A 23686-nucleotide genomic window follows, 5' to 3' on the forward strand; every position below is an offset into this window, starting at 1 on the left:
TATAAAAAAAAGCACCTTTTTCAAGGTGCTTTTTTTATTTGTTAATCTTCCTCCTTATTTAGATCTTATCAAGATATCGCCATTGAAGGTCTTGAACAACAATTCAGGGCCACCGCCATTGATTTTACCCCTCACCCATTGCTCCATAGTCACTTTGTATCGTCCCGAGCCTTGTTTTTTATCCACTTCAGGTTTGCTTTCGGCAAGGGTCATATCAAAATCAGTATATACATCACCCATATCGGATTTCGCCTTTACATCTGCCTTAAGCGATTTTGGGAAAGTCACCTCCACATCACCATTAAAACTGCTGAAAACCATATTGGCTGAATTGTCAATCGCCTTAAAATCAACCTTTACAGCGCCATTGGTGGTATCTGCTGAAACCGCACCTTCCACATTTTCAAGAGTGATGCTTCCGTTTACATTACTGATTTCCAAATCCCCGGCCACTCCACTGACCTTTATACTACCATTATTAACAGTTTCCAATTTCAACGAAAAATTGTAGGGTACCTTAATCTCAAAATCCGTTTTCCGATTCCAGGCTTCATTATTAATCCGCACCACATTATTGCTTTCCTCAGCACTGATATTCAATCCAGAACTACCAACACGCTTCATTCCATTTTTGGTGCTGTTGGATGAGTTGTCGCCATCCATCACCAAAACTTTTACAATCACTTCCTTGCCTTCATAGCCCGTTACCGATATGGAACCACTAATTTGGTCTAGCTCCAACTTTCCAGCTTTGCTTGGATTACTCAATGGTACCGTGAATAAATCTATTTCTTTTTGTTGCCCTACCACTGCATTTGCCACAAGAAGTAGCATTACTATAAACATTGTTTTCATTGCTCTCATCGCTTATATTTTTTTAATGAATACATCCCCATTCAAGGTTTCTATATCAAAATCCACTTGCCCACCTCCAATTTGTACCACTGGATTGGCTTCAAACTTATGTTTTGGTTTTCCTGTATCACCCGTATTTTTAATAGTTTTCACAAACTGTTTATTAATATCAAAATCGGTATACATTTCCCCATTCATACTTTTAAAAGTTATATTGGCCGAAAGTGCTTTCTGGTAAGCAATTGTAATATCTCCATTTATGGTATGATACACGGATTCCTCCTTGGGATTTTCCGCATAGGAAATATCCACAGGACCGTTGATACAGCTCACCCAGGTCTTTCCAGAAATATTGTTGAGGGTGATGCCTCCATTGATATTTTCGGCAACAATGGATTTACTTCTGATATTTTCCACATCGATTACACCATTATTGACTGTGCTAACATTAACTTGAACTGAATGGGGAACCTTCAAGTTGAAGGTCAGGGCATGATCATACGGAACATTCTGATTGTTGTTGCACCAACTGTAACGAAGTCCATCAACTTTAAAATTAATGTAAGGTGCATCCGGATGAAAAATGATCCTATTGTCCTCTTGAATGATTTTCAACTGCAATTCCTTTTTCCCCAGTTCCAAATCTTGCGAATTGTCTGCTGTGATCTTGCGCTCCACTTCCACGAGAACTTTGTCCCCCTGATAACCTTCAACATTTATTGAACCAAATACATTCTTCACCACAACCGTATTATCTGTGGTATTACTGAACGAAAGTTCCTTGCTGATGGTCTCCTTAAATTCCTTTTGCTGTGCTCTTACACTTGGCGACCATACCCACAGGCACAGACACGCCATCATAACTAACTGTTTCATCTTTCTAAAATTTAACTGTTCGTAATTTGATTTTTACCCTTTAGGGTAGATTGATAAATAAACTATATGATTGATTCTATACTACTCTCAATGCGCTTCTTCACAGTGGTGTCCAATTCCTTTTCCTTCAGTAATTGTTTGAAGGGTTCAACCGATGCTTTTTCCTGCAAGGCCACCATGAGATTGGCCAAGGTTATCTGTAAAATGGGCGACTCTTGGTTGGGTATGGACTGCACCAACCCTTGGCGCACCACAGGGTTATCCACATAATTGGTCAAAGATTCAATGGCGGCCAACCGAACATTCACATTGGAATCATTGTTCAAGGTTTGTAAAAGCGCCTGGATTACAATTTCATCGGCATTCTCAAATTTGTTGGCCTCACTTACGCCCTGTAATCGCTGATTGGCCGAAGGTTGTTCCAAGAGCGTCAAGACCAATTTTTGGCGTACTTCCTCAGTTTCGGCATTGGAAACAGTAGTTTCAATAGGTTTAGGTTGTTGGGAAGAACTCAAATAATACCCCATTCCCAACCCTATTGCCAACAGAAGAATCCCGTATGCCAGTTGCGGCCTGAACACCGTGAAAATCCCACCCCAAAATGGATTTTTGGTTTCCTTCTTCTTGTTTCTTTCCTTCTCATCAGAAAGCATGGAAAAGAAAGCTTCATCCATTTGCGATGAAATTTCTGGAGCGTCTAGATTTTCCATCATTTCCCATGTAACCAGCAAGTCTTTATATTGCTCGTTATATTCTGGATTCTCGGCAAGAAACTTTTCAAAGTCTTTGGCCTCCACGGGTGACATTGTCCCGCTCATAAAATCCATCGCCCGTATTTCAAACTTTTCTTGATCCATCATCTTGTTTCCAATTGTAAAAAAATGGTTCTTAAATCCTTTAGTGCCCTGTGCACCCTCACCTTGGCTGCCCCTTCCGTGCAGCCCAAAATCTCCCCAATTTCATGGAATTTCAATTCCCTGTATTTGCTCAACAGCAATATTTCCTTTTTGTCAGTAGGCAAAAGATTAAGTGCCTTTTTCACCAAGAACGTATTACCCTGTTGCTCCAAGGATTCATTCAGACTATCTTCTGAACCTGCATTGGCGTCTTCGGGAGCAACTCCTCTTGAAATTCCTGACTTGGACACTTTTTTATGATAATCGTAATTGACATTCCTCGCCATTTGAAACATCCATGCCGCAAAAGAACCTTCCCCCGAATAGGACTTTCTATACTTCAGTATGCGCATAAAAACATTTTGCACCAAGTCCTCACTAACTGATGGATTATTGCCCAAATTGTAGAAAAATCCGAATAGCCTTTTCTTATGTCGCTCATAGAGCAAGCCCAACTTGTCCAAGTCCCCATCTCTTACTTGCATCATTAAAGTGTTGTCGGTTAGGTTTTGCAATTCCTTGGTCTTTTGGTCTACTGGAGGATATACTGTAGTTTTTTAAAAAGGTTACAGAATGTAGGGATTTTTTGTGCAACTGATTCGAAGTCCTGTCCATTTTTCAATGGTTTCCCATAAATAATTTTGATTATTTTTGTCCGAACTTCAAGACACCCTCAATGCAATACAAAAGAATTCTGTTAAAACTTAGTGGTGAAGCACTCATGGGCGAACAGCAATACGGCATTGATGCCAAACGATTGGCGGAATATGCCGAAGACATCAAATCCGTTGTGGACAAAGGTGTTGAAGTGGCCATAGTAATTGGCGGCGGAAATATTTTTAGGGGTCTTTCGGGAACCAGCCAGGGAATGGACCGTGTTCAAGGAGACCACATGGGTATGTTGGCCACGGTAATCAATGGTTTGGCTTTGCAAAGTGCATTGGAGCACCAAGGGGTTGAGACCCGTTTGCAGTCTGCCATCAAAATTAATGAAGTGGCCGAACCTTTCATCCGAAGAAGAGCAGTTCGCCATTTGGAAAAAGGAAGAGTCGTAATTTTTGGTGGTGGCACCGGCAACCCTTATTTTACAACAGATTCTGCTGCGGTATTGCGAGCTATTGAAATCAATGCCGATGTTATCTTAAAAGGTACCCGGGTGGATGGTATCTACACTTCCGACCCCGAAAAGGACAAAAATGCCACCAAGTTTGATTCGCTTTCCTTTAAGGAGGTACTTTCAAAAGGGCTTAAGGTTATGGACACCACTGCCTTTACACTTAGTCAAGAAAACGAGCTGCCCATTGTTGTTTTTGATATGAACACAAGGGGTAATCTTATGAAAATAGTTTCCGGTGAAAATATTGGAACCGTGGTCAATATTTAGATTGGCACACGCTTTGATTTTGGATTATAAAATTTAAAAATTATGGACGAAGAGGTTAAATTTATTTTGGACACCACCAAAGAAGGTATGGATGCGAGCATTTCCCATTTGGAAAAAGCGCTGATTAAAATTCGTGCTGGAAAAGCAAGTCCAATGATGCTCTCCACGGTAATGGTGGAATATTATGGCTCCCAGACTCCATTATCCCAAGTATCCAACATCAATACCCCAGATGCACGAACTATTTCGGTGCAACCTTGGGAAAAAAATCTTTTGGGAGAGATTGAAACGGCCATCATGAACGCCAACTTAGGCTTCAATCCCATGAACAATGGTGAAATGGTGATTATCAACGTCCCCCCATTGACCGAGGAACGACGTGTACAATTGGTAAAACAAGCCAAAGCAGAGGCTGAAGATGCCAAAGTGAGTGTTCGAAGTGCACGACAAGATGCCAATAAAGAACTTAAAGCTTTGGATATTTCCGAAGATTTGTTGAGCAATGCCGAAGTGGATGTACAGGAACTTACCGATTCCTACAGCAAAAAAATAGATGCCATTTTAGCCAACAAGGAGGCTGAAATCATGAAGGTGTAAAACCCCCAATTGATTCTTGCGTTTCCTAGGAACACAGCCGATCATTTTCTACCTTTGCGCCCAACAAAACCCAAATGGTAGCAAAGCTCACTAAAGGATTTTGGCCAAAGGTCGCACGCATTATTCTTCGCAATAGAATTTTAATTCTCATTGCCATTGCCGGGTTCACAGTTTTTCTGGCGCTTCAGTGGAAAAACATGCAGTTTTCCAATACCGAAGCCAATATTCTACCCGATGATCACCCTGCCACCATTGAATACAAGGCCTTTACCAAAGTATTTGGCGAAGAGGGCAATGCCATTGTCATTGCTGTTCGGGATTCTGCCTTGTTCACTCCCGAAAACTTTAACCGTTGGAACAAGCTTAGCAAACAACTGGAGGCCTTTCCTGAAATTGATTTTGTAGTATCCACGGATAATCTCAGGGTTTTGGTCAAAGACAATGAAGCGCAAGCTTTTGTCATGGAACCCTTCATCAAAAACCCTCCTGCCACCAAACAAGAGGTGGACACCCTTGTAAATCATCTCTTCAACGAGCTTCCCTTTTACGATAATTTGGTCTACAATCCTAAAAGCGGCACCATTCAGACTGTTGCTTATTTGGACAAGGATATCATGAGCACCAATGTCCGAAATGACTTTATACTGAATGATCTTGGTGATTTGGTGAAAGGTTTTGAGGAAGAGACCCAACTGGATGTCCATGTTTCTGGAATGCCCTACATCCGAACATGGAACACCAAATCCATTGTGGATGAAATAGGAATTTTTATCGTAGCCGCCCTTTTGGTCACCTCACTCATCTTCTTCTTTTTCTTTAGAAGTTTTAGGGCCACATTTATTTCCATGTGTGTGGTCATTATTGGTGTAATGTGGGCCTTCGGATTCCTGGGATTGTTGCAATACGAGATTACCATTCTAACTGCTTTGATTCCACCTCTGATCATTGTTATTGGGATTCCCAATTGCATCTTTCTCATAAATAAATACCAACAAGAGGTCAAAAAGCACGGAAACCAAGCACTTTCACTACAGCGCGTCATTTCAAAGATTGGGAATGCCACCCTAATGACCAATATCACCACAGCTTCCGGATTTGCCACCTTTATTATTTTGGATAGTGATTTACTCAAAGAATTTGGTATTGTGGCCTCCATCAACATTGTGGGGATTTTTATCCTTTCCCTGTTGATCATTCCCATCATCTACAGTTTTATGCCGCTTCCGAAGACCAAGCACTTAAAGCATCTCAACAAAAGGTGGATTGACTTTTTTGTGAATCGGATGGAAAGCATCGTTCGGAACCATAGAATAGCTGTTTATATTGTTACTGTTGCAGTATTGGTATTGAGCATAATTGGTATTTATCAAATAAAAATTACCGGAAGTCGGATTGAAGACCTACCCAAAAACACCCACTTTTTTAAGGACATCCGCTTTTTTGAACAAGAATTTGATGGCATCATGCCCATGGAAATTGTAGTGGATACCGAACGAAAAAACGGAGTCATTAAACCCGCTACGCTAAAACGTATGGACCAATTGGGAACGGTCATCAATGAAATCCCGGAATTGTCAAGACCGTTATCAGTGGTGGATTTGATCAAATATTCCAAACAGGCCTTTTACAACGGAATCCCAAAATACTACCAATTACCCACTTCACAGGAAAACACATTCATTATGGATGTGGCCCGAAAATCATCCAGCGATGGTGATCTTCTAAAAAGTTTTGTGGACAGTACTGGGCAAACAGCCCGTTTGACCACCTATATGCGCGATGTTAAAATAGACCGCATGGAGGAAATTGAACAGGATGTACAACAGGCCATCGATAAGTTTTTTCCTTCGGAGCGATTCAAGGTTTTTATGACCGGGAAGGCGCTGCTATTTTTAAAAGGCACCAAGTATTTGGTCAAAAACCTACTGCTATCTTTGGCCTTGGCCATTGGATTGATTTCCCTTTTCATGGCCTATTTGTTCCGTTCCTTCCGAATGGTAATCATTTCCTTGGTCCCCAACTTGCTCCCACTCGTGATCACAGCAGGAGTCATGGGATATTTGGGCGTACCGATAAAACCATCCACCATTTTGGTCTTTAGCATTGCTTTCGGAATTTCGGTGGATGATACCATTCACTTTTTGGCAAAATATAGGCAAGAACTTGCCGCACATAAATGGCATATCAAAAGATCGGTGTATGCCGCATTACGAGAAACCGGGGTGAGTATGTTCTACACTTCCATTGTTCTTTTCTTTGGGTTTTCGGTCTTCATCATTTCCAGTTTTGGAGGCACCAAGGCATTAGGGGGATTGGTATCCGCAACCCTTCTCTTTGCCATGCTCTCCAATTTGATTTTGTTGCCATCCCTACTCCTTTCTTTGGAAAGAAGTATTGCCAACAAACAAGTCCTTAAAAAACCACAAATCGATATTTTACCCAAAGAAGAAGATTCCATCAAGGATAAATAATCTGCGGAACGGCTATAAATATGGCGATTCCATTGCCCTCGTTTTTTATCAAAAACCTATCTTTACCGCCTAAATTACGATAGCTTGACGATGAGATCTTATTCCATAAAAGAATTGCTGGAAAAGCAGCCCGTAGGAGAACCTGTTGAAGTAAATGGATGGGTAAAGACATTTAGGAGTAACCGATTTATTGCCTTAAACGATGGCTCAACCATACACAATATTCAATGTGTTGTGGATTTTGAAAATTTGGATGATGCCATACTCAAACAAATCAATACTGGTGCTGCCCTAAAAATATCGGGTACGCTGGAAGAAAGTCAGGGAAAAGGCCAAAGTGTGGAGATTCAGGCTTCGGATATCTTTGTACATGGCACTGCCGATCCAGAAACCTACCCCATTCAGCCTAAAAAGCATTCTTTGGAATTTCTAAGGGAAAAAGCCCATTTACGGGTGAGGACAAATACGTTCTCGGCAATTATGCGGGTACGTTCTGCGTTGTCTTTTGCCATCCACAGCTATTTTCAGCAAAATGGATTTTATTATTTCCACGCCCCGATCATTACCGGTTCTGATGCCGAAGGTGCAGGAGAGATGTTCCAAGTGACCACTTTGGACACCAAAAACCCTCCTCTTGATGAAAAAGGTAATGTGGATTATTCTGAAGATTTTTTTGGCAAGGAGACCAACCTAACCGTTTCTGGTCAGTTAGAGGCCGAGACCTATGCCATGGGCTTGGGTAAGGTGTACACTTTTGGCCCCACGTTTAGGGCGGAAAACTCCAATACCTCTCGACATTTGGCTGAATTTTGGATGATTGAACCCGAAATGGCCTTTTATGATTTGGATGCCAATATGGATTTGGCCGAAGATTTCATCAAGTCCATCATTCAATACGTACTGGACAATTGTAAAGATGATCTTGAATTTTTAGAGAAACGTTTGCTGGATGAGGAAAAAACCAAACCTCAAAATGAGCGTTCCGAGATGAGCTTGACAGAGAAACTAAAGTTTGTGGTAGAGAACAACTTTAAGCGGGTCACTTATACCGAAGCCATTGAAATATTGCGAAACAGCAAACCCAACAAGAAGAAAAAATTTCAATATCCCATTGATGAATGGGGTGCTGACCTACAGAGCGAACACGAACGCTTTTTAGTGGAAAAGCACTTTAAATGTCCGGTTATCCTTTTTGATTATCCGGCCAACATCAAGGCATTTTATATGCGCTTGAACGAGGACGGAAAAACCGTTCGGGCCATGGATGTCCTGTTCCCAGGCATCGGAGAGATTGTGGGAGGTTCCCAACGTGAAGAGCGTTTGGAAGTGCTTCAACAAAAAATAAAGGAACTGGACATTGACGAAAAAGAACTCTGGTGGTATTTGGATCTTAGACGTTTTGGTACCGCAGTGCACAGTGGATTTGGACTTGGCTTTGAGCGAATGGTCCAATTTACAACAGGCATGGGCAACATCAGGGACGTAATCCCCTACCCTAGATCACCCCAGAATGCTGAGTTTTAATTGGTTTTCTTAATTTTATAAGTAAGACGATTGTAAATCAATCTGTATGCTGAAACAACATCTACAGTTTAAGCTTTCCCAAAAACTGTCTCCACAGCAGATTCAGCTCATGAAGCTCATTCAATTGCCTACCCAGGCTTTTGAACAGCGCTTAAAACAGGAGTTGGAAGACAATCCTGCACTGGAAAGTGGAAAGGCGGAGAGCGAGACTATGGATGATACCTACGAGGACGCCTATGATGATTCTACAGACAACGAGACCATTTCCGCTGAGGACATCAATATAGATGATTATCTAAGTGATGACGAAGTCCCGGATTACAGGACCCAGACCAGCAACTATAGCCCGGATGATGATGAAAAGAGCATTCCTTATGCTGCTGGAATATCCTTTAATCAATATTTAATCAACCAACTTAACACGGTATATCTGGATGATGAAGAATGGGCCATCGCCGAATTTTTGGTAGGTAGTGTGGATGAAAGTGGTTATATCCGAAGACCCATTACGGATATCATGGACGATTTGGCTTTTACCCAAAACATTTATGTAGAGGAGAAAAAAATTGAGTCTGTCCTTAAGGTGGTGCAGGAGTTGGATCCTCCCGGTGTGGGAGCCCGATCATTGGATGAATGTTTGATTATTCAGCTAAAACGAAAGGAACAGAAACCTTCCGTAGAATTGGCCATAACCATTTTACAGAAGTCCTTTGATCAATTCACTAAAAAACATTATGCCAAGCTCATTCAAAAATACCACATCAGTGAAGAAGAACTCAAAGAGGCTATTTCCGAAATAGAACGGCTGAACCCCAAACCTGGGGGTTCGTATTCGGGCAATACCCGAATGATAGAACATATTGTCCCAGATTTCTCCATTAAAATTGTGGATGGGGAACTCGACCTCACCCTTAATGGTAGAAACGCTCCAGAATTGCATGTTTCCAAGGAATACAACAATATGTTGCAGGGGTACAAAAATGCCAAGGAAAAATCCAAGTCGCAAAAGGATACTGTACTCTTTATCAAACAAAAGTTGGATGCAGCCAAATGGTTCATCGATGCCATAAAACAACGTCAACAGACCTTGTACATTACCATGAATGCCATCATGAACTATCAGGAGGAGTACTTTATGACTGGCGATGAGCGAAAATTGCGCCCCATGATCTTAAAGGACATAGCGGATGAAATCGACATGGATGTCTCCACCGTATCCAGAGTGGCCAACAGCAAATATGTAGACACCCCTTATGGCACCAAACTCATAAAGGATTACTTCTCTGAAGCCATGAAAAATGAACAAGGCGAGGATGTGTCCACAAAAGAGATCAAGAAGATATTGGAAACTGTTATCAAGGATGAGGAAAAGCGAAAGCCATTAACGGACGATAAGCTGGCCAAAATTCTGAAAGAACGTGGCTACCCCATAGCACGGAGAACCGTGGCCAAGTACCGGGAACAATTGGGAATTCCCGTTGCCAGGCTAAGAAAGGAAATCTGATGCGCCATTTCTTCAACATTGTATCCTATCTCTTTCACCCTTTGTTCATTCCCTTTGGTGGTACCATCCTCTACTTCATCATTGCTCCGTATAGCACCCTTGAGACGCAAAGTGGCAACATCCTCCCCATTTTTATCTTGACCGTAATCATCCCCATCATCTTTTTCCTGATCTTGAAGAATCTTGGGGTCATACACTCCATTTTTCTGCCTACCCTAGAGGAACGCAAATACCCGCTTTACATCAGTTGCATCTTGTTTTTGATGATCTTGTACAAGGTTATTCCAAATAACTACGTACACGAGCTATTTTACTTTTTTACGGGACTCTTAACAGCCACTGCAACCGCTCTTATTCTTCTTTTCCTAAAGTTTAAGACCAGCATGCATCTATTGGGTATGGGTAGCATTTTAATGTTTATGGTTGGACTCAGCATTCATTTTGAAGTGAATATTACCCTTGCCATTAGCATTTTTGTACTTTTTACAGGATTGGTAACCACATCTCGATTGTACCTTAAAGCTCATAACAAAGCCGAACTCTTTATTGGGTTCCTTGTAGGTTGCTGCTCACAATTGATTATTTTGAAATATTGGTTATAGGATGTAGAAAATAACTCCTATACGTAAAACCTTCAAATCCAATGACTCCCCGGTCTCTAGACTTGTACCTTCCTTTAATAAGGGGTTTAGACCGTAATAAGCATGTACGTTCCAGGTATTATAGCCAAAACTGAGGATAAGCCCATATTGTAAATCTTGGATGTCTGGGTTGGAAAATACCATTTTTTCAGCATCGGTCACCGTTCGTGACCTTCCTGAAAAGACATAGCCCAATTTGGCGCCGGCATAAATTCGCCAAAAACTGTAATCTTCGGCCGTAGAAGTTCTCCATCTAAATTCAAAAGGGATTTCCAAGGCGTGGGTTTCCAACTTACTTCTATTGAAATCTGATGTGCTACGTACTTCATATGCAATAGCATTGCCTACTTCAGAGGCAACTATACTGCTGTAATATGAATTCACAGCATACCCTAAGCCAATCCCTATACCAAAGTTTCTTCTTGTATTCAATGGGATATCCTTAATAAAACCTGCCTGCAGATTAAAGGACAGATTCCGCTGCACAGCATCGGTAGGCTTATTCAGCAAAACATTATACCCGAAACCAATATAAAATTGGTCTTCGAGATAATTTGAATCAACTGATACTTCCTCCTCTACTGCTTGAGAAAACAGCTGTGACAAACTGAATACGCAGAAAATAAAAAAGATAAAAAAACACCTCATTGAACTAGTACCAAAAATAAGAAACAATCCAAATTACACATTTGGATTGTCTCAAGCTCAATCTAAGTTGTATTATTTCTTAGTTTTCCAAAGAGTTGCCCTGATACGTGGTATAATTGACCTTAAGGGTATTGATTTTTCGAAGCTCTTGTTTAATGTCCGAAACGATACCCACGTTTACATCCTTGTCCACTTTTAATGAAACAGTGACCAAATTTCTAATGGCATCCGGTTTTTTGGCCAGTTCGGCCAGCACATAAGGACCCACTTCATTTACATTTGCCAACCTATTATCCAGCTGGATTTTTGGTTCATTACCAAACGTTTTAGCCAATTCTTGGGACGGTTTTCCCACAAAGATTTCAATGACTCTATCTTTCTTTTCCAAGTTCTTGACTTGATCTGCTTTTGGTAAATTATTGTCGACCAAAAGCGGATTGGTTTTTATAGTGGTAACGGTCATAAAAAAGAACAGTATCATAAAAACAATATCTGGCAAAGATGCTGTTGAAATAGCCGGTATTTCTTTTCTGGTTTCTCTTGAATTTTTCATATCGCGCTTCTTTTAACCTTTTTTATGTGTTTCTGCCTCTATAAGTTTCATAGGAAACATTTGCCGTATCTGTTCAATGTTCTTTTTTAAAGAAATCTTGGCTTCAACTGCTGTTTCTGGAGCATAATAGGCCTTTTCCATACTTACATAGTCTTGATTAAAAAGCCTAACGGCTTCTCTATTTCTCAACGTATTGTATGCCGAAGTAAGTTCGTTTTGCACACTGACGTACATACCATAGGAGGCTTCCCTATCACTATTAAAGGATATAATGGCCTTATCCGGATTTTCAGAAGATTCAGCATTCCTTTCCCCTTGACAATAATCGCAATACTCTTTGCTGCCTATCGTACCTGCGCCATTATCCAAAAAAGCTATTGCTGCGGCCTGTAAATCTTTGAGCTGCATAATTCCATCCTCAACAAAAAGCTCATTGTTCTTGTTCAGGGCCACTCTAAAAATGTTACGTTCTGCTATAGGAATAGGAGGGCTTGTATCGTTCGGAGGTAATTTTCTATCAAGGCCAACATCGGTTTCAATTGATGTGGCGACCAAGAAAAAGATCAATAACAAGAAGGCTATATCAGCCATTGACCCAGCATTCACTTCTGGGATTTTTCTGTCTCTGTCCATAATGTAATGTTTTGTTGGATTAATGATTCTATTTACCCGGGGTTATTGAGATAAATACAACAACTATTCCAAAAACATTTTTGAACAGAACTATGATTGATAAAACAAAAAACGCCCCAAATTGTCATTTGGAGCGTTTCCCACTAAATCTAAGTTATTGCCTACTGTAGATTGTTAAAAGCATTTCCTTCATAGGTCGTATAGTTGACCTTAAGGGCATTCACCTTTCGCAATTCTTGTTTTATGTCGGCGATAAGACCCATATTGGCATTCTTATCAACCTTAAGTGCAGTAGTCAATACGTTTTGAAGTTCTTGCGGTTTTTTTGCACGCTCAGCCAGAATATAGGTACCTACTTCGTCCACTCTGGCAAATTTATCGTTCAACTGAATCCTTGGTTCCGTCCCAAAAACCTTCTGGTATTCTTGGGTTGGTTTTCCAACGTAGATATAAATTACACGATCTTTCTTCTCCAATTTCTTTATTTCACTTGCATTGGGAAGTGTATTTTCAACCAACAACGAACTATCTTTCATAGTGGTCACTGTCATAAAAAAGAACAGTAGCATAAATACAATATCAGGCAATGAGGCCGTAGATACTGCAGGTAAATCACCATCCTTCTTTTTTGTAAACTTAGCCATACTAATCTCTAGTTTTAATTGGTTGATGTTTCAGCTTCTGAAAGCTTTTGAGGAAACATATCTTGAACCCGCTTCACTTTATCCTTGAGGTCATCCCGCACTGATGAAGGTGTTTCTGGGTTCAAATACTCTGCCTCCATTTTGGTAAAATCCCTACCGTATAATCTTTGGGCTTCCCGATTACGAAGATCATTATAAGCCCCTACCAATTCATTCTGAACTGTAATATAGGTACTGTATTTGGTCTCCCTATCGTTCTTCAAAGAAATAATGGCCTTTGAGGGATTATCCGAAGAAGCTGGATTCTTTTTTCCTTTGCAAAAGGTACAAGTCCCATCCGCATTGTTTTCAAGAAATCCTATAGCTGCCTCTCTCAAGTCTTCCAATTTCATCAAGTTATCCTCAACAAGCAATTGTCCATTTTTGTTGATGTTCACCGTAAAAATGTTCTTCTGCTTAATGATAACGTCTTCTTCTGGCGGCTCAATGGGCGGTAACATACGGTCCAATCCTGCATCTGTTTCAATGGTGGTGGTCACCAAGAAAAAGATAAGCAGCAAGAACGCAATGTCTGCCATGGAACCGGCATTTACTTCCGGAGCTCCTTTTCTTCTAGGCATAATTCAACTTTTTTACTTAACAAACATTCTCTTCAAACCTGGCAAAACCATAAGAAGAACAGCAATAACTGTAAGGATGAAGAAAACATTCAATCCCATTCCTATGTTCTTAACAGTACCTTCCGTAGTCTCTATACCTCTACCGGACATCGCTTCAACAACAGCTGCGTTGTTGGAAGAAAGTCCATAGGAGATAGCGACTATAATGGCCAATCCACCAAGGGCGAAAAGGGCCTTCTTAATACTTCCGGGTGTGGTGAAAAGTTTGGTAAGTCCAAAAAACAATGCCGCCACAACCGCTATTGTCAACAAGATGTACATGATAATGAACATGAAGTTCATTGCACCACTGTTGATGGCATCTGGATCATCAGCTGATGGCAAAGAGAACCAAAGAACGGCCGCTATCAACCCGATGACTATGAGTGCTATTTTAATTATCTTATTCATGATTCTCGATAGTTTTTAATTCGTAATTACTTCTTGTGAGCTGCCAACATATCAATCAAGGCAATGGAAGAATCTTCCATGTCGTTTACGATACTATCGATTTTAGCAATGATATAGTTATAGAAAATCTGAAGGATGATCGCAACGATCAAACCAAATACTGTTGTCAATAACGCCACCTGAATATCACCAGCGATCAAAGAGGCACTCAAGTTACCAACCGCAGCAATTTTCTGGAAGGCCTGAATCATACCGATTACCGTACCCATGAACCCAAGCATGGGAGCAATGGCGATGAACAAAGACAACCAAGAAACGTTTTTCTCCAACTGTCCCATTTGTACACCTCCGTAGGCAACAACAGCTTTTTCAGCGGACTCCAATCCTTCTCCAGCTCTATCCAAACCTTGGTAGTAGATGGAAGCAACGGGTCCTTTAGTGTTTCTACAAACTTCTTTGGCAGCTTCAACACCACCGGAAGCCAAAGCATCTTCAACTTGTTGCTTCAACTTAGCGGTATTCGTGGTTGCCAAATTCAAATAAATTATTCTTTCAATGGCAACTGCCAATCCCAAAATCAAACAAAGAAGTACAATTCCCATAAAGGCAGGACCTCCTTGGATAAACTGTTCTTTCAATACTTGGGTGAAACCTTTGCTGGCTTCAGCTTCTTCTTGCAACATTGCTGCAGATGCAGTGGTAGTTCCCAAAACAAACATTCCGGCAGCGGCCAGAGTAAAGGATACTTTTTTCATTTTTCTTAAACTTAAATTTAGTTAGTTAATAATGTTAAAGATATAAAAATTTTATAATTGAAAAACTAAAATACCTAGCAGAGAGGAAGGGATTCGAACCCTCGATACACTTTTGGTGTATACACACTTTCCAGGCGTGCGCCTTCGACCACTCGGCCACCTCTCTATTTCCTCCAGTTAGGCCGACCAATAAACAAAAAAATAATCAGTTATAGAAATTTGACGCGTTAATTTTACACCATTTCACCACGGAGTGGTGTCTCAAAAATTGTCTTGAACAATTTGTCGGGAACCCCAGTTCCCAATAGGTACATCGCTTTGGTTATGGCCGCTTCGGTTGTAATATCCTTTCCGTTAATAAGTTGCATCTCCCTCAGCTTTTCGCTGGTCTCATAATGCCCCATGGAAACACTCCCGCCAGAGCATTGGGTAACGTTTATAATGTGTAAATTTCTTTCAACTGCATTTTTTAATGCTTCCAAGAACCAGTCGTCCATAGGAGCATTTCCCGCACCGTATGTTTCCAAAACCAAGGCTTTCAATCCAGGAATATTCAAGACTGATTGCAATACATCTTGATTTAAGCCTGGAAACAATTTTAAGATGGCCACCCTACTATCCATCTTCTTGTGCACCTGAAGCTGTTTGTTCCGCAGCGGGCGGCTCAACAAGTTTGGATGATGTACTTTTAAATGCACTCCCGATTCCACCAAAGGAGGATGGTTGAGTGAGGCGAAAGCTTCAAAATGTTCCGCATTGATTTTGGTGGTACGGTTACCCCGATACAGTTTGTACTCAAAATACAGCCCCACTTCCTGCACCACCGGTTTTCCTTTTTCTTGAAGCGATGCTATCTCTATGGAGGTAATCAAATTTTCCTTGGCATCCGTCCGTAAATCCCCGATAGGCAGTTGTGATCCTGTAAAAATGACCGGTTTTGCTAAATTCTCTAACATAAAACTCAAGGCCGAGGCGGAATAACTCATGGTATCACTACCATGAAGCACCACAAACCCATCAAACGCTTCGTAGTTTTCTTCAATGAGGGATGCAATCAAGGCCCAATACTTCGGGTTCATTTTGGAAGAATCAATCGGTTCCCTAAAAGAAACTCCCTTTAGAACACAATCCAATTGATTTAACTCTGGGATATTCTTGACCAGCTCATCAAAATTGAAAGCCTTAAGCACACCGGTTTTGTAATCCTTGACCATACCAATGGTCCCTCCAGTATAAATGAGCAGTATGTTGGTTTTCTTTTTCATGGTCAGATGCCGAATACTTCCTTGGAATTTTCTGTGGTCACTGCCGCAATTTCTTCCTCGAACACATTATATATGGAAGATAACTTTTTTAATACATTACTAATGTATGCACTTTCATTCCGTTTTCCTCTGTAAGGCGTTGGAGCCAAGTATGGGGAATCGGTTTCCAAGACAATGTGCTTTAAGTCGATTTGGTCCAAAAACTGGTCAATCTTTCCATTTTTAAAGGTGACCACGCCCCCAATGCCCAGTTTCATATTATAGGATAGGGCTTTGTGCGCCTGTTCCAAAGTTCCCGTGAAACAATGAAAAATCCCAAAGAGGTCCTCGCCTTTTTCTTGCTCCAAAACCGCAAAGATTTCATCAAAGGCATCCCTACAATGGATCACAATAGGCAACTGGTATTTTTTGGCCAATCGGATTTGATATACAAAAGCTTCTTGTTGCTGCTTTAAAAATGTTCTATCCCAATATAGGTCGACACCGATTTCACCCACTGCGTAGAATTTTCGCTTGGAGAGCCATTCTTCAACTAAAGATAACTCCTCTTTGTAATTCTCCTTCACATGGGTGGGGTGCAATCCCATCATCAAAAAAACATTCTCAGGATAGTTGGATTCCAAATCCAACATGGCTTGGGTGTACGAAGAGTCAATGGCGGGAATAAAAAAGCGTTTCACTCCGGTATCCAATGCACGTTGCATCATTGCTTTTTGATCCTGTTCAAAGGCTTCGCTATAGAGATGGGTGTGGGTGTCGGTTATGATCATTCCGTATGCAATGTGTTTCTTTAGGTTTGAATCTAAATACTTCTTTATTCAAATAAACCTCTGTTAATTAAAACTTCCTGTTTTCTCTTTAAGAACAATTCTTGCAAAGATTGTCCCTTCTCCCCCTTCCATTCCGAATGCCTATTCTTTTCAACTGCATCAAACTGATATTTCTGATGATAGTACACACCCCTTTCCTCATTTAAAGAAACATATAAAAGGACATTTTGCAAGTCTTCAAATTGCGGACGACCATAGTGATCGTAAACAATAAATTCAACCGTATCCAAGTCAACACTATTAAATACATTTTTAATCACTTTATACTTCGCTTTGAATGCATTATCCATTACATATGTCATACGAATTATAGTATCACCGGTAATCGAATCTATTTCTATTCTCTTGTTATACTCATTAGCATCAATCTCAACAATAGAGACTTTTTCACCTACGAATGCATAAAGGTTGACAGAATCATCTTCTTTTATAAAATTGGATTGGTGGCTATTTTGGGTCGCGGCACAGCTTAACAAAATCAAAATGAATGAAAAAAACAAAACTATTCGGCTCATCAAAACATAGATACTATCGATCACAAAAATAGCTTTATCTTAGATGTCCCAAAATTTTGTTTCTGATTATACACCCAGATCCTTCGACTGCGCTCAGGATGACAAAGCCCAAATAACGAATAATGGCATCACTTAAAAAGTTCCTGAAATCCAAAAACTATATCAAAATACCTTTGGTATTCACCGAAACCAATCACTTTGAACTGACCGCTACCATTAATGGCGTGACGGGCAAATTTATTCTGGATACCGGTGCCTCGAATACCTGTGTGGGAATAGATAAAATAGAAATGTTCAAGATGCTTTCTGAAACTTCGGATATTAAAGCGGCAGGTGCAGGCGCCACCGAAATGGAAACCTTGGTTTCCGCGAAAAACAAAATCCAGATCGGGGATTGGAAAAAAAGTCGGCAGAAAATTGTGCTTTTTGACCTCTCCCATGTGAACAGCGCCCTTACCTCGCACAATGCTCTTCCCGTTGATGGGATTATTGGCGCCGACATCCTTAAAAAAGGAAAAGCCGTAATTGATTACGATAAAAAAAGCCTCTACTTAAAAAAGTAAAGGCCTTTGCATTTTACGTCTCCCTACCCCCTTCAAAGGGGGAATTATTCTTTATTTCTAACTGTAATTGTCCCCTTGAGGGGACTTTAGGGGTGTTTTATAAATTCTGGTTATAACTCCAATGCTTTCTTCACATCGCCGTCCATCAATAATTCTTCTGGACTTTCCAAAGCTTCTTTTACAGCAACCAAGAACCCAACGGATTCTTTTCCATCAATGATTCGGTGATCATACGAAAGTGCCACATACATGATAGGGGCAATAGCAATGGCACCATCTCGAACAATTGGACGCTCAACAATGTTGTGCATCCCCAAGATTCCACTTTGTGGTGGGTTGATAATCGGTGTGGACAACATGGAACCGAACACTCCCCCATTTGAAATGGTAAAAGTACCACCGGTCATTTCATCCACAGTGATTTGTCCATCCCGGGCACGTAGTGCCAATCGTTTTACCTCAGCTTCTACACCACGGAAGGTAAGATTCTCTGCATTTCGGATAACGGGCACCATTAAACCTTTGGGCCCGGAAACTGCGATACTGATATCGCAGAAATCATAAGAAATCATCTCCTTACCATCAATCATGGAATTGACCGCTGGATACATTTGCAAGGCTCGGATGACCGCTTTGGTAAAGAAGGACATAAAGCCCAAACTCACTCCATGCTTTTCCTTGAATTCTTCTTTGTACTTGGCCCGAAGCTCAAAAATGGGTGACATGTCCACTTCGTTGAAGGTGGTCAACATTGCGGTTTCATTCTTTGCTTCAACCAACCGTTCGGCTACTTTTCTACGAAGCATGGACAATTTGGAACGAGTCTCCCCTCTGTTTCCACCAGTTGGGGTTCCCATAGATGGAACCGCTTTTACAGCATCTTCCTTAGTGATTCTTCCATCCCTTCCAGAACCAGAAACGGACGAAGGCTCAATTCCTTTTTCATCCAGTATTTTCTTGGCCGCCGGAGAAGGTGTTCCCGAAGCATAGGTTTCCTTTTTAGGTTCCTCTTTTTTTGGAGCTTCCTTAGGTTCTTCTTTTTTGGGCTCTTCTTTCTTTTCAGCTTTGGGCGCATCACCTTCTGGTTTTTCTGCGCTTGTATCGATAAGGCATACTACTTCACCAACGGCTACAGCATCCCCGACTTCGGCTTTAAGGGTGATTATTCCACTTTCCTCTGCCGGAAGTTCCAATGTTGCCTTGTCCGAGTCCACCTCGGCGATGGCTTGGTCCTTCTCCACATAATCGCCATCTTCAACCAACCACTCGGCTATTTCAACCTCTGTAATGGATTCCCCAGGTGAGGGAACTTTCATTTCTAAAACCATTCTGTTATAGTTTATACGTGTATTATCTTATTAACATATTGTCCTTACTCTTGTCAAAAACGTACTCCAATACTTGAGCATGACGTCTTTTTGAACGCACGGCACTACCAGCGGCCGGGGCTCCGTAAAATCTTCGGGAAGCTACCCGAAATTGTTTGGCTTCATCCAAGTGCATCAACATATGGGCCCATGCCCCCATGTTTCTCGGCTCTTCTTGGGCCCAAACAATATCGTCTGCGTTTTTGTATTTCTTGATGATGCTACGCATTTCTTTAGCAGGCAATGGGAACAATTGTTCCACACGCACCAAGGCCACATCATCTCTGTTGAGTTCTTCCCTTTTGTCGACAAGATCATAGTAGAACTTACCGGTGCAGAACACGAGGGTCTTCACCTTGTTCACTTTGGCCTCCCCATCGTCAATGACCATTTGGAAACTTCCGTTAGCCATTTCTTCCTTAGTGGATACCACTTTAGGATGTCTCAACAAGCTCTTTGGTGTAAATACCACCAAGGGCTTACGGAATTTGGCCTTCATTTGTCTACGGAACAAATGGAACAGGTTGGCCGGAGTGGTCACATCGGCCACAAACATATTGTCCTTGGCACACAATTGGAGGTACCTTTCCATTCTAGCGGAAGAGTGTTCCGCCCCCTGACCTTCATAACCATGGGGCAACAACAACACCAATCCATTCTGCAACTTCCATTTGTCTTCAGCAGCAGAAATATACTGATCTATAATGATTTGGGCACCATTACTGAAATCCCCGAACTGCGCTTCCCAAATGGTGAGCGTATTTGGACTTGCCATAGCGTAGCCATAATCGAATCCCATTACGGCATATTCTGATAGCAGGGAGTTGTAGATATGGAACTGTCCGTTTTGGTTTTTCCCCATCTCATTCAACAACACCACTTCTTCTTCGTGCATTTCTGTTTTGATGACCGCATGCCTATGCGAAAAAGTTCCCCTTTCCACATCTTGGCCCGTCATCCGAATGTCATATCCTTCCTCAATCAACGACCCATAGGCCAACAGTTCCCCCATGGCCCAATCCAATTTATTGTCCTTGAAGTACATGTCGTTACGAGCCTCAACCAATCGAACCAATTTTCTAAGGAACTTTTTATCCTCAGGAAGTTTGGTGATGCTCTTGGCCACCTCATCCAACTTCTTAAGGTCATAGGTAGTGTCCATGGATTTCAGCATCGCGTCTTCGGCGACCTGCTCAAATCCTTCCCATTCATCTTGCATGAAAGGAGTTATTCTGGTCTTTTCGATTTTGCGGGAGTCCAAAAGATCTTCCTCAAGATCGTTCTTGTATTTTTCTTCAAGTTCCTTTACGTAATTCTCGTCAATGACACCTTCAGCAATCAACTTTTCGGCATAAATATCTCTTGGATTCTTATGCTTGGAAATAGACTTATATAAAAGTGGCTGGGTAAACTTGGGCTCATCTCCTTCATTGTGACCGTACTTTCTATAGCCCAACAAATCCAAGAAAATGTCTCGCTTGTAGCGCATTCTGTATTCCAATGCAAAAGTTGTGGCGTGAACCACGGCCTCAGCATCATCGGCATTTACGTGAAGTACGGGAGAAAGGGTCACTTTACCCACATCAGTACAATAGGTAGACGATCTTGCATCCAAATAGTTGGTAGTAAATCCAATCTGGTTGTTCACCACAATGTGAATGGTACCCCCTGTAGTATACCCTTCCAAGCGCGCCATCTGAATTAATTCGTATACCACACCTTGTCCTGCAAAGGCAGCATCGCCATGAATCAGAATCGGTAATACCTCCGAGATTTCATCTGCATGGTCGCGATCTTGCTTGGCCCTGGAAATTCCCTCAACAATGGAATTAACGGTTTCCAAGTGCGATGGGTTGGGAGCTATGTTCATATTGACCATTTTCCCGGAATCCGTCTCCCGTTTGGAGGTCCAACCCAAATGATATTTTACATCCCCATCAAAGATGGTTTCTTCGTAATCTTTGCCATCGAACTCACTAAAAATATCCTTGGGCGATTTTCCAAAGATATTGGTGAGCACATTCAATCGGCCCCGGTGGGCCATTCCCATCACAAATTGTTTTACGCCCTTATCCGCAGCTTTTTCAATAATGACATCCAACGCGGGAATCAAGGATTCGCCACCTTCCAAAGAGAATCGCTTCTGCCCCACATATTTGGTGTGCAAGAAGCTTTCAAAGGAAACCGCTTCGTTCAACTTTCGAAGGATATTCTTTTTCTCGTCAGCTGAAAAATTAGGATGGTTGTCGTTTACATTGAGCCAATCCTGAATCCATTGAATACGTTCCGGGGTACGGATGTACATGTATTCCACGCCAATGGAATCACAATAAATGCGCTCCAAATGGGCAACAATCTCCTTTAATGAAGTGGAACCAATACCAAGGATTTTACCGGCATCAAAAACGGTATCCATATCTTCTTGGGACAAGCCAAAGTTGGCAATGTTCAAGGTAGGCTCATATTGTCTTCGGTCGCGTACGGGATTTGTTTTGGTGAACAAGTGACCTCGGGAACGGTAGCCATCAATCAAACGGATGACCTGAAACTCCTTTTGCAAGGTCTCTGGCATCTCCACTTGCTTTCCGTTGGAAAGCACCGCCATTCCATTCCTCTCGGATTCTATCCCCAAGTCCTCCAACGAACCTTCCAAACCGAAATCAAACCCTTGAAAAAAAGCCCTCCAACTGGGCTCAACACTATCAGGGTTCGTTAGGTATTTATCATACAGCTCCGCAAAAAATGAGGTATGCGCAGCATTTAAAAATGAATATTTGTCCATTATTCCTGTATTTCCAAAACTTTATGGAAAATTTTGTCAAAAATACGGGTTTTGCCTTTTATATAGGAGCGTTTTAACCAAATTATTGTCTTAAAAAAAGATGATTTCACAACTAGGGGGTCGAATCCATCTTAAAACAACAATTATGAAATTATATGTCAATTTTCTAAAAAAAGCATACCTTGGTTTCCCAGCCAAAATAACCAACCATGTCCAAGCTGAAAAACCGATACCTCTCTTTGGATGTCTTTAGGGGACTGGATGTTGCCCTAATGATTATTGTAAACTCCCCTGGAAATGGAAAAACCACCTTTTCACCGCTACTCCATGCCGAGTGGAATGGTTTTACCCTGACCGATTTGGTTTTCCCCACTTTTTTGTTCGTTGTGGGAAATTCCATGAGCTTTAGCATGAAAAAGTACGAAGAGATGGGCAACTCAGCCTTTTTCAAAAAGATTTTGAAACGGTTTGCGATTATCTTCCTACTCGGATTTTTGATGTACTGGTATCCATTTTTTGAAAATGGTCAACTAAAACCCTTGGCCGAGACACGCATTTTTGGGGTATTGCAACGCATTGCCCTCTGTTATTTGTTTGCTTCCATTTTATTACACTACGTGAAAACGAAAACGGCAATCATCCTCAGTATTGCGGCCTTGGTGCTTTATCATATTATATTGATTGCTTTTGGGGACCTAACCCTCACCGGAAATGCCGTACTGAAACTGGATACTTGGCTCATTGGACCCAACCACATGTACCATGGGGAGGGCATTGCTTTTGACCCCGAAGGCCTGTTGAGCACCTTACCGGCCATTGTAAATGTAGTAGCGGGATACCTTACTGGGAAATTCATTCAGAAGAATGGCCAAAATTTTGAAACCGTGGCCAAATTGATGATGATGGGCTTTATCCTTGTGTTTGCGGGATTGGCCTGGGACCTGTTGCTACCCATCAACAAAAAATTATGGACAAGCTCCTTTGTGCTACTTACAAGCGGCATTGACCTCTTTGCAATAGCCATTTTGGTTTACCTTTTGGACATGAAGAAAACCAAAGGTTGGAGTTACTTTTTTGAAGTCTTTGGAAAGAACACCCTATTCATTTACCTACTTTCCGAAATATTTGTGATAAGTCTGTTCTCCATACCTGTTGAGGGAGGTTCGTTGTACCGATGGATTTCGGACAACATATTTATTTCAGTTGCTGGAGGTTATATGGGCTCCCTTTTATTTGCCCTTTGGATCATGTTTACCTGCTGGGCAGTAGGCTATTTTATGGACAAAAAGGGAATCTACGTGAAAGTGTAAGGT

The 23686-nt window shown here is 41.4% G+C and carries 24 protein-coding genes and 1 tRNA gene; 8 read left to right on the top strand and 17 right to left on the bottom strand.

Annotation, left to right across the window (positions count from 1 at the left end; genetic code table 11):
• Positions 1-54: 54 nt before the first annotated feature.
• The 4 genes from J0X14_RS11610 to J0X14_RS11625 form a co-directional block, all read right to left on the bottom strand.
• Complete coding sequence (locus J0X14_RS11610) at positions 55-855, bottom strand: DUF4097 family beta strand repeat-containing protein (RefSeq protein ID WP_207097942.1); 801 nt, start codon at positions 853-855, stop codon at positions 55-57.
• A 12-nt stretch (positions 856-867) separates the two neighbouring features.
• Positions 868-1731 (bottom strand): DUF4097 family beta strand repeat-containing protein, encoded by an 864-nt coding sequence (locus J0X14_RS11615; RefSeq protein ID WP_207097943.1) that lies wholly within the window; start codon positions 1729-1731, stop codon positions 868-870.
• A 62-nt stretch (positions 1732-1793) separates the two neighbouring features.
• Positions 1794-2591 (bottom strand): HEAT repeat domain-containing protein, encoded by a 798-nt coding sequence (locus J0X14_RS11620; RefSeq protein ID WP_207097944.1) that lies wholly within the window; start codon positions 2589-2591, stop codon positions 1794-1796.
• On the bottom strand, positions 2588-3115 hold the full coding sequence (locus J0X14_RS11625) for an RNA polymerase sigma factor (RefSeq protein WP_207097945.1): 528 nt from the start codon (positions 3113-3115) through the stop codon (positions 2588-2590). The genes J0X14_RS11620 and J0X14_RS11625 overlap by 4 nt, the downstream gene beginning before the upstream one ends.
• A gap of 188 nt (positions 3116-3303) precedes the next feature.
• Between J0X14_RS11625 and pyrH the strand changes: the two genes are divergently transcribed.
• From pyrH to J0X14_RS11655, 6 genes are all read left to right on the top strand, one after another.
• Positions 3304-4011 carry a UMP kinase gene (gene pyrH / locus J0X14_RS11630; protein ID WP_207097946.1) on the top strand — a complete coding sequence of 236 codons (708 nt, stop codon included), beginning with the start codon at positions 3304-3306 and terminating at the stop codon, positions 4009-4011.
• Positions 4012-4053: 42 nt separating this feature from the next.
• Positions 4054-4608 carry a ribosome recycling factor gene (gene frr, locus J0X14_RS11635; protein WP_207097947.1) on the top strand — a complete coding sequence of 185 codons (555 nt, stop codon included), beginning with the start codon at positions 4054-4056 and terminating at the stop codon, positions 4606-4608.
• A gap of 74 nt (positions 4609-4682) precedes the next feature.
• Positions 4683-7079, top strand: coding sequence for an efflux RND transporter permease subunit (locus J0X14_RS11640; protein WP_207097948.1), 2397 nt, complete (start codon positions 4683-4685; stop codon positions 7077-7079).
• Positions 7080-7169: 90 nt separating this feature from the next.
• Positions 7170-8603, top strand: a complete 1434-nt coding sequence (asnS, locus tag J0X14_RS11645) for an asparagine--tRNA ligase (RefSeq protein WP_207098060.1) — start codon at positions 7170-7172, stop codon at positions 8601-8603.
• Between the two features lie 46 nt (positions 8604-8649).
• On the top strand, positions 8650-10107 hold the full coding sequence (gene rpoN / locus J0X14_RS11650; RefSeq protein ID WP_207097949.1) for an RNA polymerase factor sigma-54: 1458 nt from the start codon (positions 8650-8652) through the stop codon (positions 10105-10107).
• Positions 10107-10709 carry a hypothetical protein gene (locus J0X14_RS11655; RefSeq protein ID WP_207097950.1) on the top strand — a complete coding sequence of 201 codons (603 nt, stop codon included), beginning with the start codon at positions 10107-10109 and terminating at the stop codon, positions 10707-10709. The genes rpoN and J0X14_RS11655 overlap by 1 nt, the downstream gene beginning before the upstream one ends.
• On the opposite strand, the gene J0X14_RS11660 is transcribed toward J0X14_RS11655, so the two are convergent.
• The 11 genes from J0X14_RS11660 to J0X14_RS11710 all read right to left on the bottom strand — a co-directional run bounded on the left by J0X14_RS11660 (position 10704) and on the right by J0X14_RS11710 (position 17661).
• Positions 10704-11354 carry a porin family protein gene (locus J0X14_RS11660; protein ID WP_242528003.1) on the bottom strand — a complete coding sequence of 217 codons (651 nt, stop codon included), beginning with the start codon at positions 11352-11354 and terminating at the stop codon, positions 10704-10706. The genes J0X14_RS11655 and J0X14_RS11660 overlap by 6 nt on opposite strands.
• Positions 11355-11475: 121 nt before the next feature.
• On the bottom strand, positions 11476-11949 hold the full coding sequence (locus J0X14_RS11665) for an ExbD/TolR family protein (protein ID WP_207097952.1): 474 nt from the start codon (positions 11947-11949) through the stop codon (positions 11476-11478).
• A gap of 12 nt (positions 11950-11961) precedes the next feature.
• Positions 11962-12582, bottom strand: coding sequence for an ExbD/TolR family protein (locus tag J0X14_RS11670; protein WP_207097953.1), 621 nt, complete (start codon positions 12580-12582; stop codon positions 11962-11964).
• Between the two features lie 161 nt (positions 12583-12743).
• The gene (locus J0X14_RS11675; protein ID WP_207097954.1) at positions 12744-13226 is read right to left on the bottom strand and encodes an ExbD/TolR family protein; all 483 of its coding nucleotides are present in this window, start codon (positions 13224-13226) and stop codon (positions 12744-12746) included.
• A gap of 14 nt (positions 13227-13240) precedes the next feature.
• Positions 13241-13846, bottom strand: a complete 606-nt coding sequence (locus J0X14_RS11680; protein ID WP_207097955.1) for an ExbD/TolR family protein — start codon at positions 13844-13846, stop codon at positions 13241-13243.
• A gap of 12 nt (positions 13847-13858) precedes the next feature.
• Entirely contained in the window at positions 13859-14296 is a 438-nt protein-coding gene (locus J0X14_RS11685; RefSeq protein WP_207097956.1) for a hypothetical protein, read from the bottom strand.
• A gap of 26 nt (positions 14297-14322) precedes the next feature.
• Positions 14323-15051 (bottom strand): MotA/TolQ/ExbB proton channel family protein, encoded by a 729-nt coding sequence (locus J0X14_RS11690; protein ID WP_067037742.1) that lies wholly within the window; start codon positions 15049-15051, stop codon positions 14323-14325.
• A 78-nt stretch (positions 15052-15129) separates the two neighbouring features.
• Positions 15130-15217, bottom strand: a tRNA-Ser gene (locus J0X14_RS11695).
• 67 nt (positions 15218-15284) lie between these two features.
• On the bottom strand, positions 15285-16316 hold the full coding sequence (locus J0X14_RS11700) for an asparaginase (RefSeq protein ID WP_207097957.1): 1032 nt from the start codon (positions 16314-16316) through the stop codon (positions 15285-15287).
• Between the two features lie 2 nt (positions 16317-16318).
• Complete coding sequence (locus J0X14_RS11705; RefSeq protein ID WP_207097958.1) at positions 16319-17086, bottom strand: TatD family hydrolase; 768 nt, start codon at positions 17084-17086, stop codon at positions 16319-16321.
• A 44-nt stretch (positions 17087-17130) separates the two neighbouring features.
• Positions 17131-17661, bottom strand: a complete 531-nt coding sequence (locus J0X14_RS11710) for a hypothetical protein (protein WP_207097959.1) — start codon at positions 17659-17661, stop codon at positions 17131-17133.
• Positions 17662-17783: 122 nt separating this feature from the next.
• Between J0X14_RS11710 and J0X14_RS11715 the strand changes: the two genes are divergently transcribed.
• The gene (locus J0X14_RS11715) at positions 17784-18224 is read left to right on the top strand and encodes a retropepsin-like aspartic protease (protein WP_207097960.1); all 441 of its coding nucleotides are present in this window, start codon (positions 17784-17786) and stop codon (positions 18222-18224) included.
• Between the two features lie 110 nt (positions 18225-18334).
• Here J0X14_RS11715 and odhB read toward each other — a convergent pair whose 3' ends face one another.
• Positions 18335-19552, bottom strand: coding sequence for a 2-oxoglutarate dehydrogenase complex dihydrolipoyllysine-residue succinyltransferase (odhB, locus tag J0X14_RS11720; protein ID WP_207097961.1), 1218 nt, complete (start codon positions 19550-19552; stop codon positions 18335-18337).
• 22 nt (positions 19553-19574) lie between these two features.
• Positions 19575-22373 (bottom strand): 2-oxoglutarate dehydrogenase E1 component, encoded by a 2799-nt coding sequence (locus J0X14_RS11725; protein WP_207097962.1) that lies wholly within the window; start codon positions 22371-22373, stop codon positions 19575-19577.
• 209 nt (positions 22374-22582) lie between these two features.
• On the opposite strand from J0X14_RS11725, the gene J0X14_RS11730 reads away from it, so the two are divergent.
• Positions 22583-23683 carry an acyltransferase family protein gene (locus tag J0X14_RS11730; RefSeq protein WP_207097963.1) on the top strand — a complete coding sequence of 367 codons (1101 nt, stop codon included), beginning with the start codon at positions 22583-22585 and terminating at the stop codon, positions 23681-23683.
• The last annotated feature ends 3 nt before the right edge of the window (positions 23684-23686 follow it).

Source organism: Allomuricauda sp. CAU 1633 (genome assembly GCF_017313225.1).
Lineage (GTDB): Bacteria > Bacteroidota > Bacteroidia > Flavobacteriales > Flavobacteriaceae > Flagellimonas.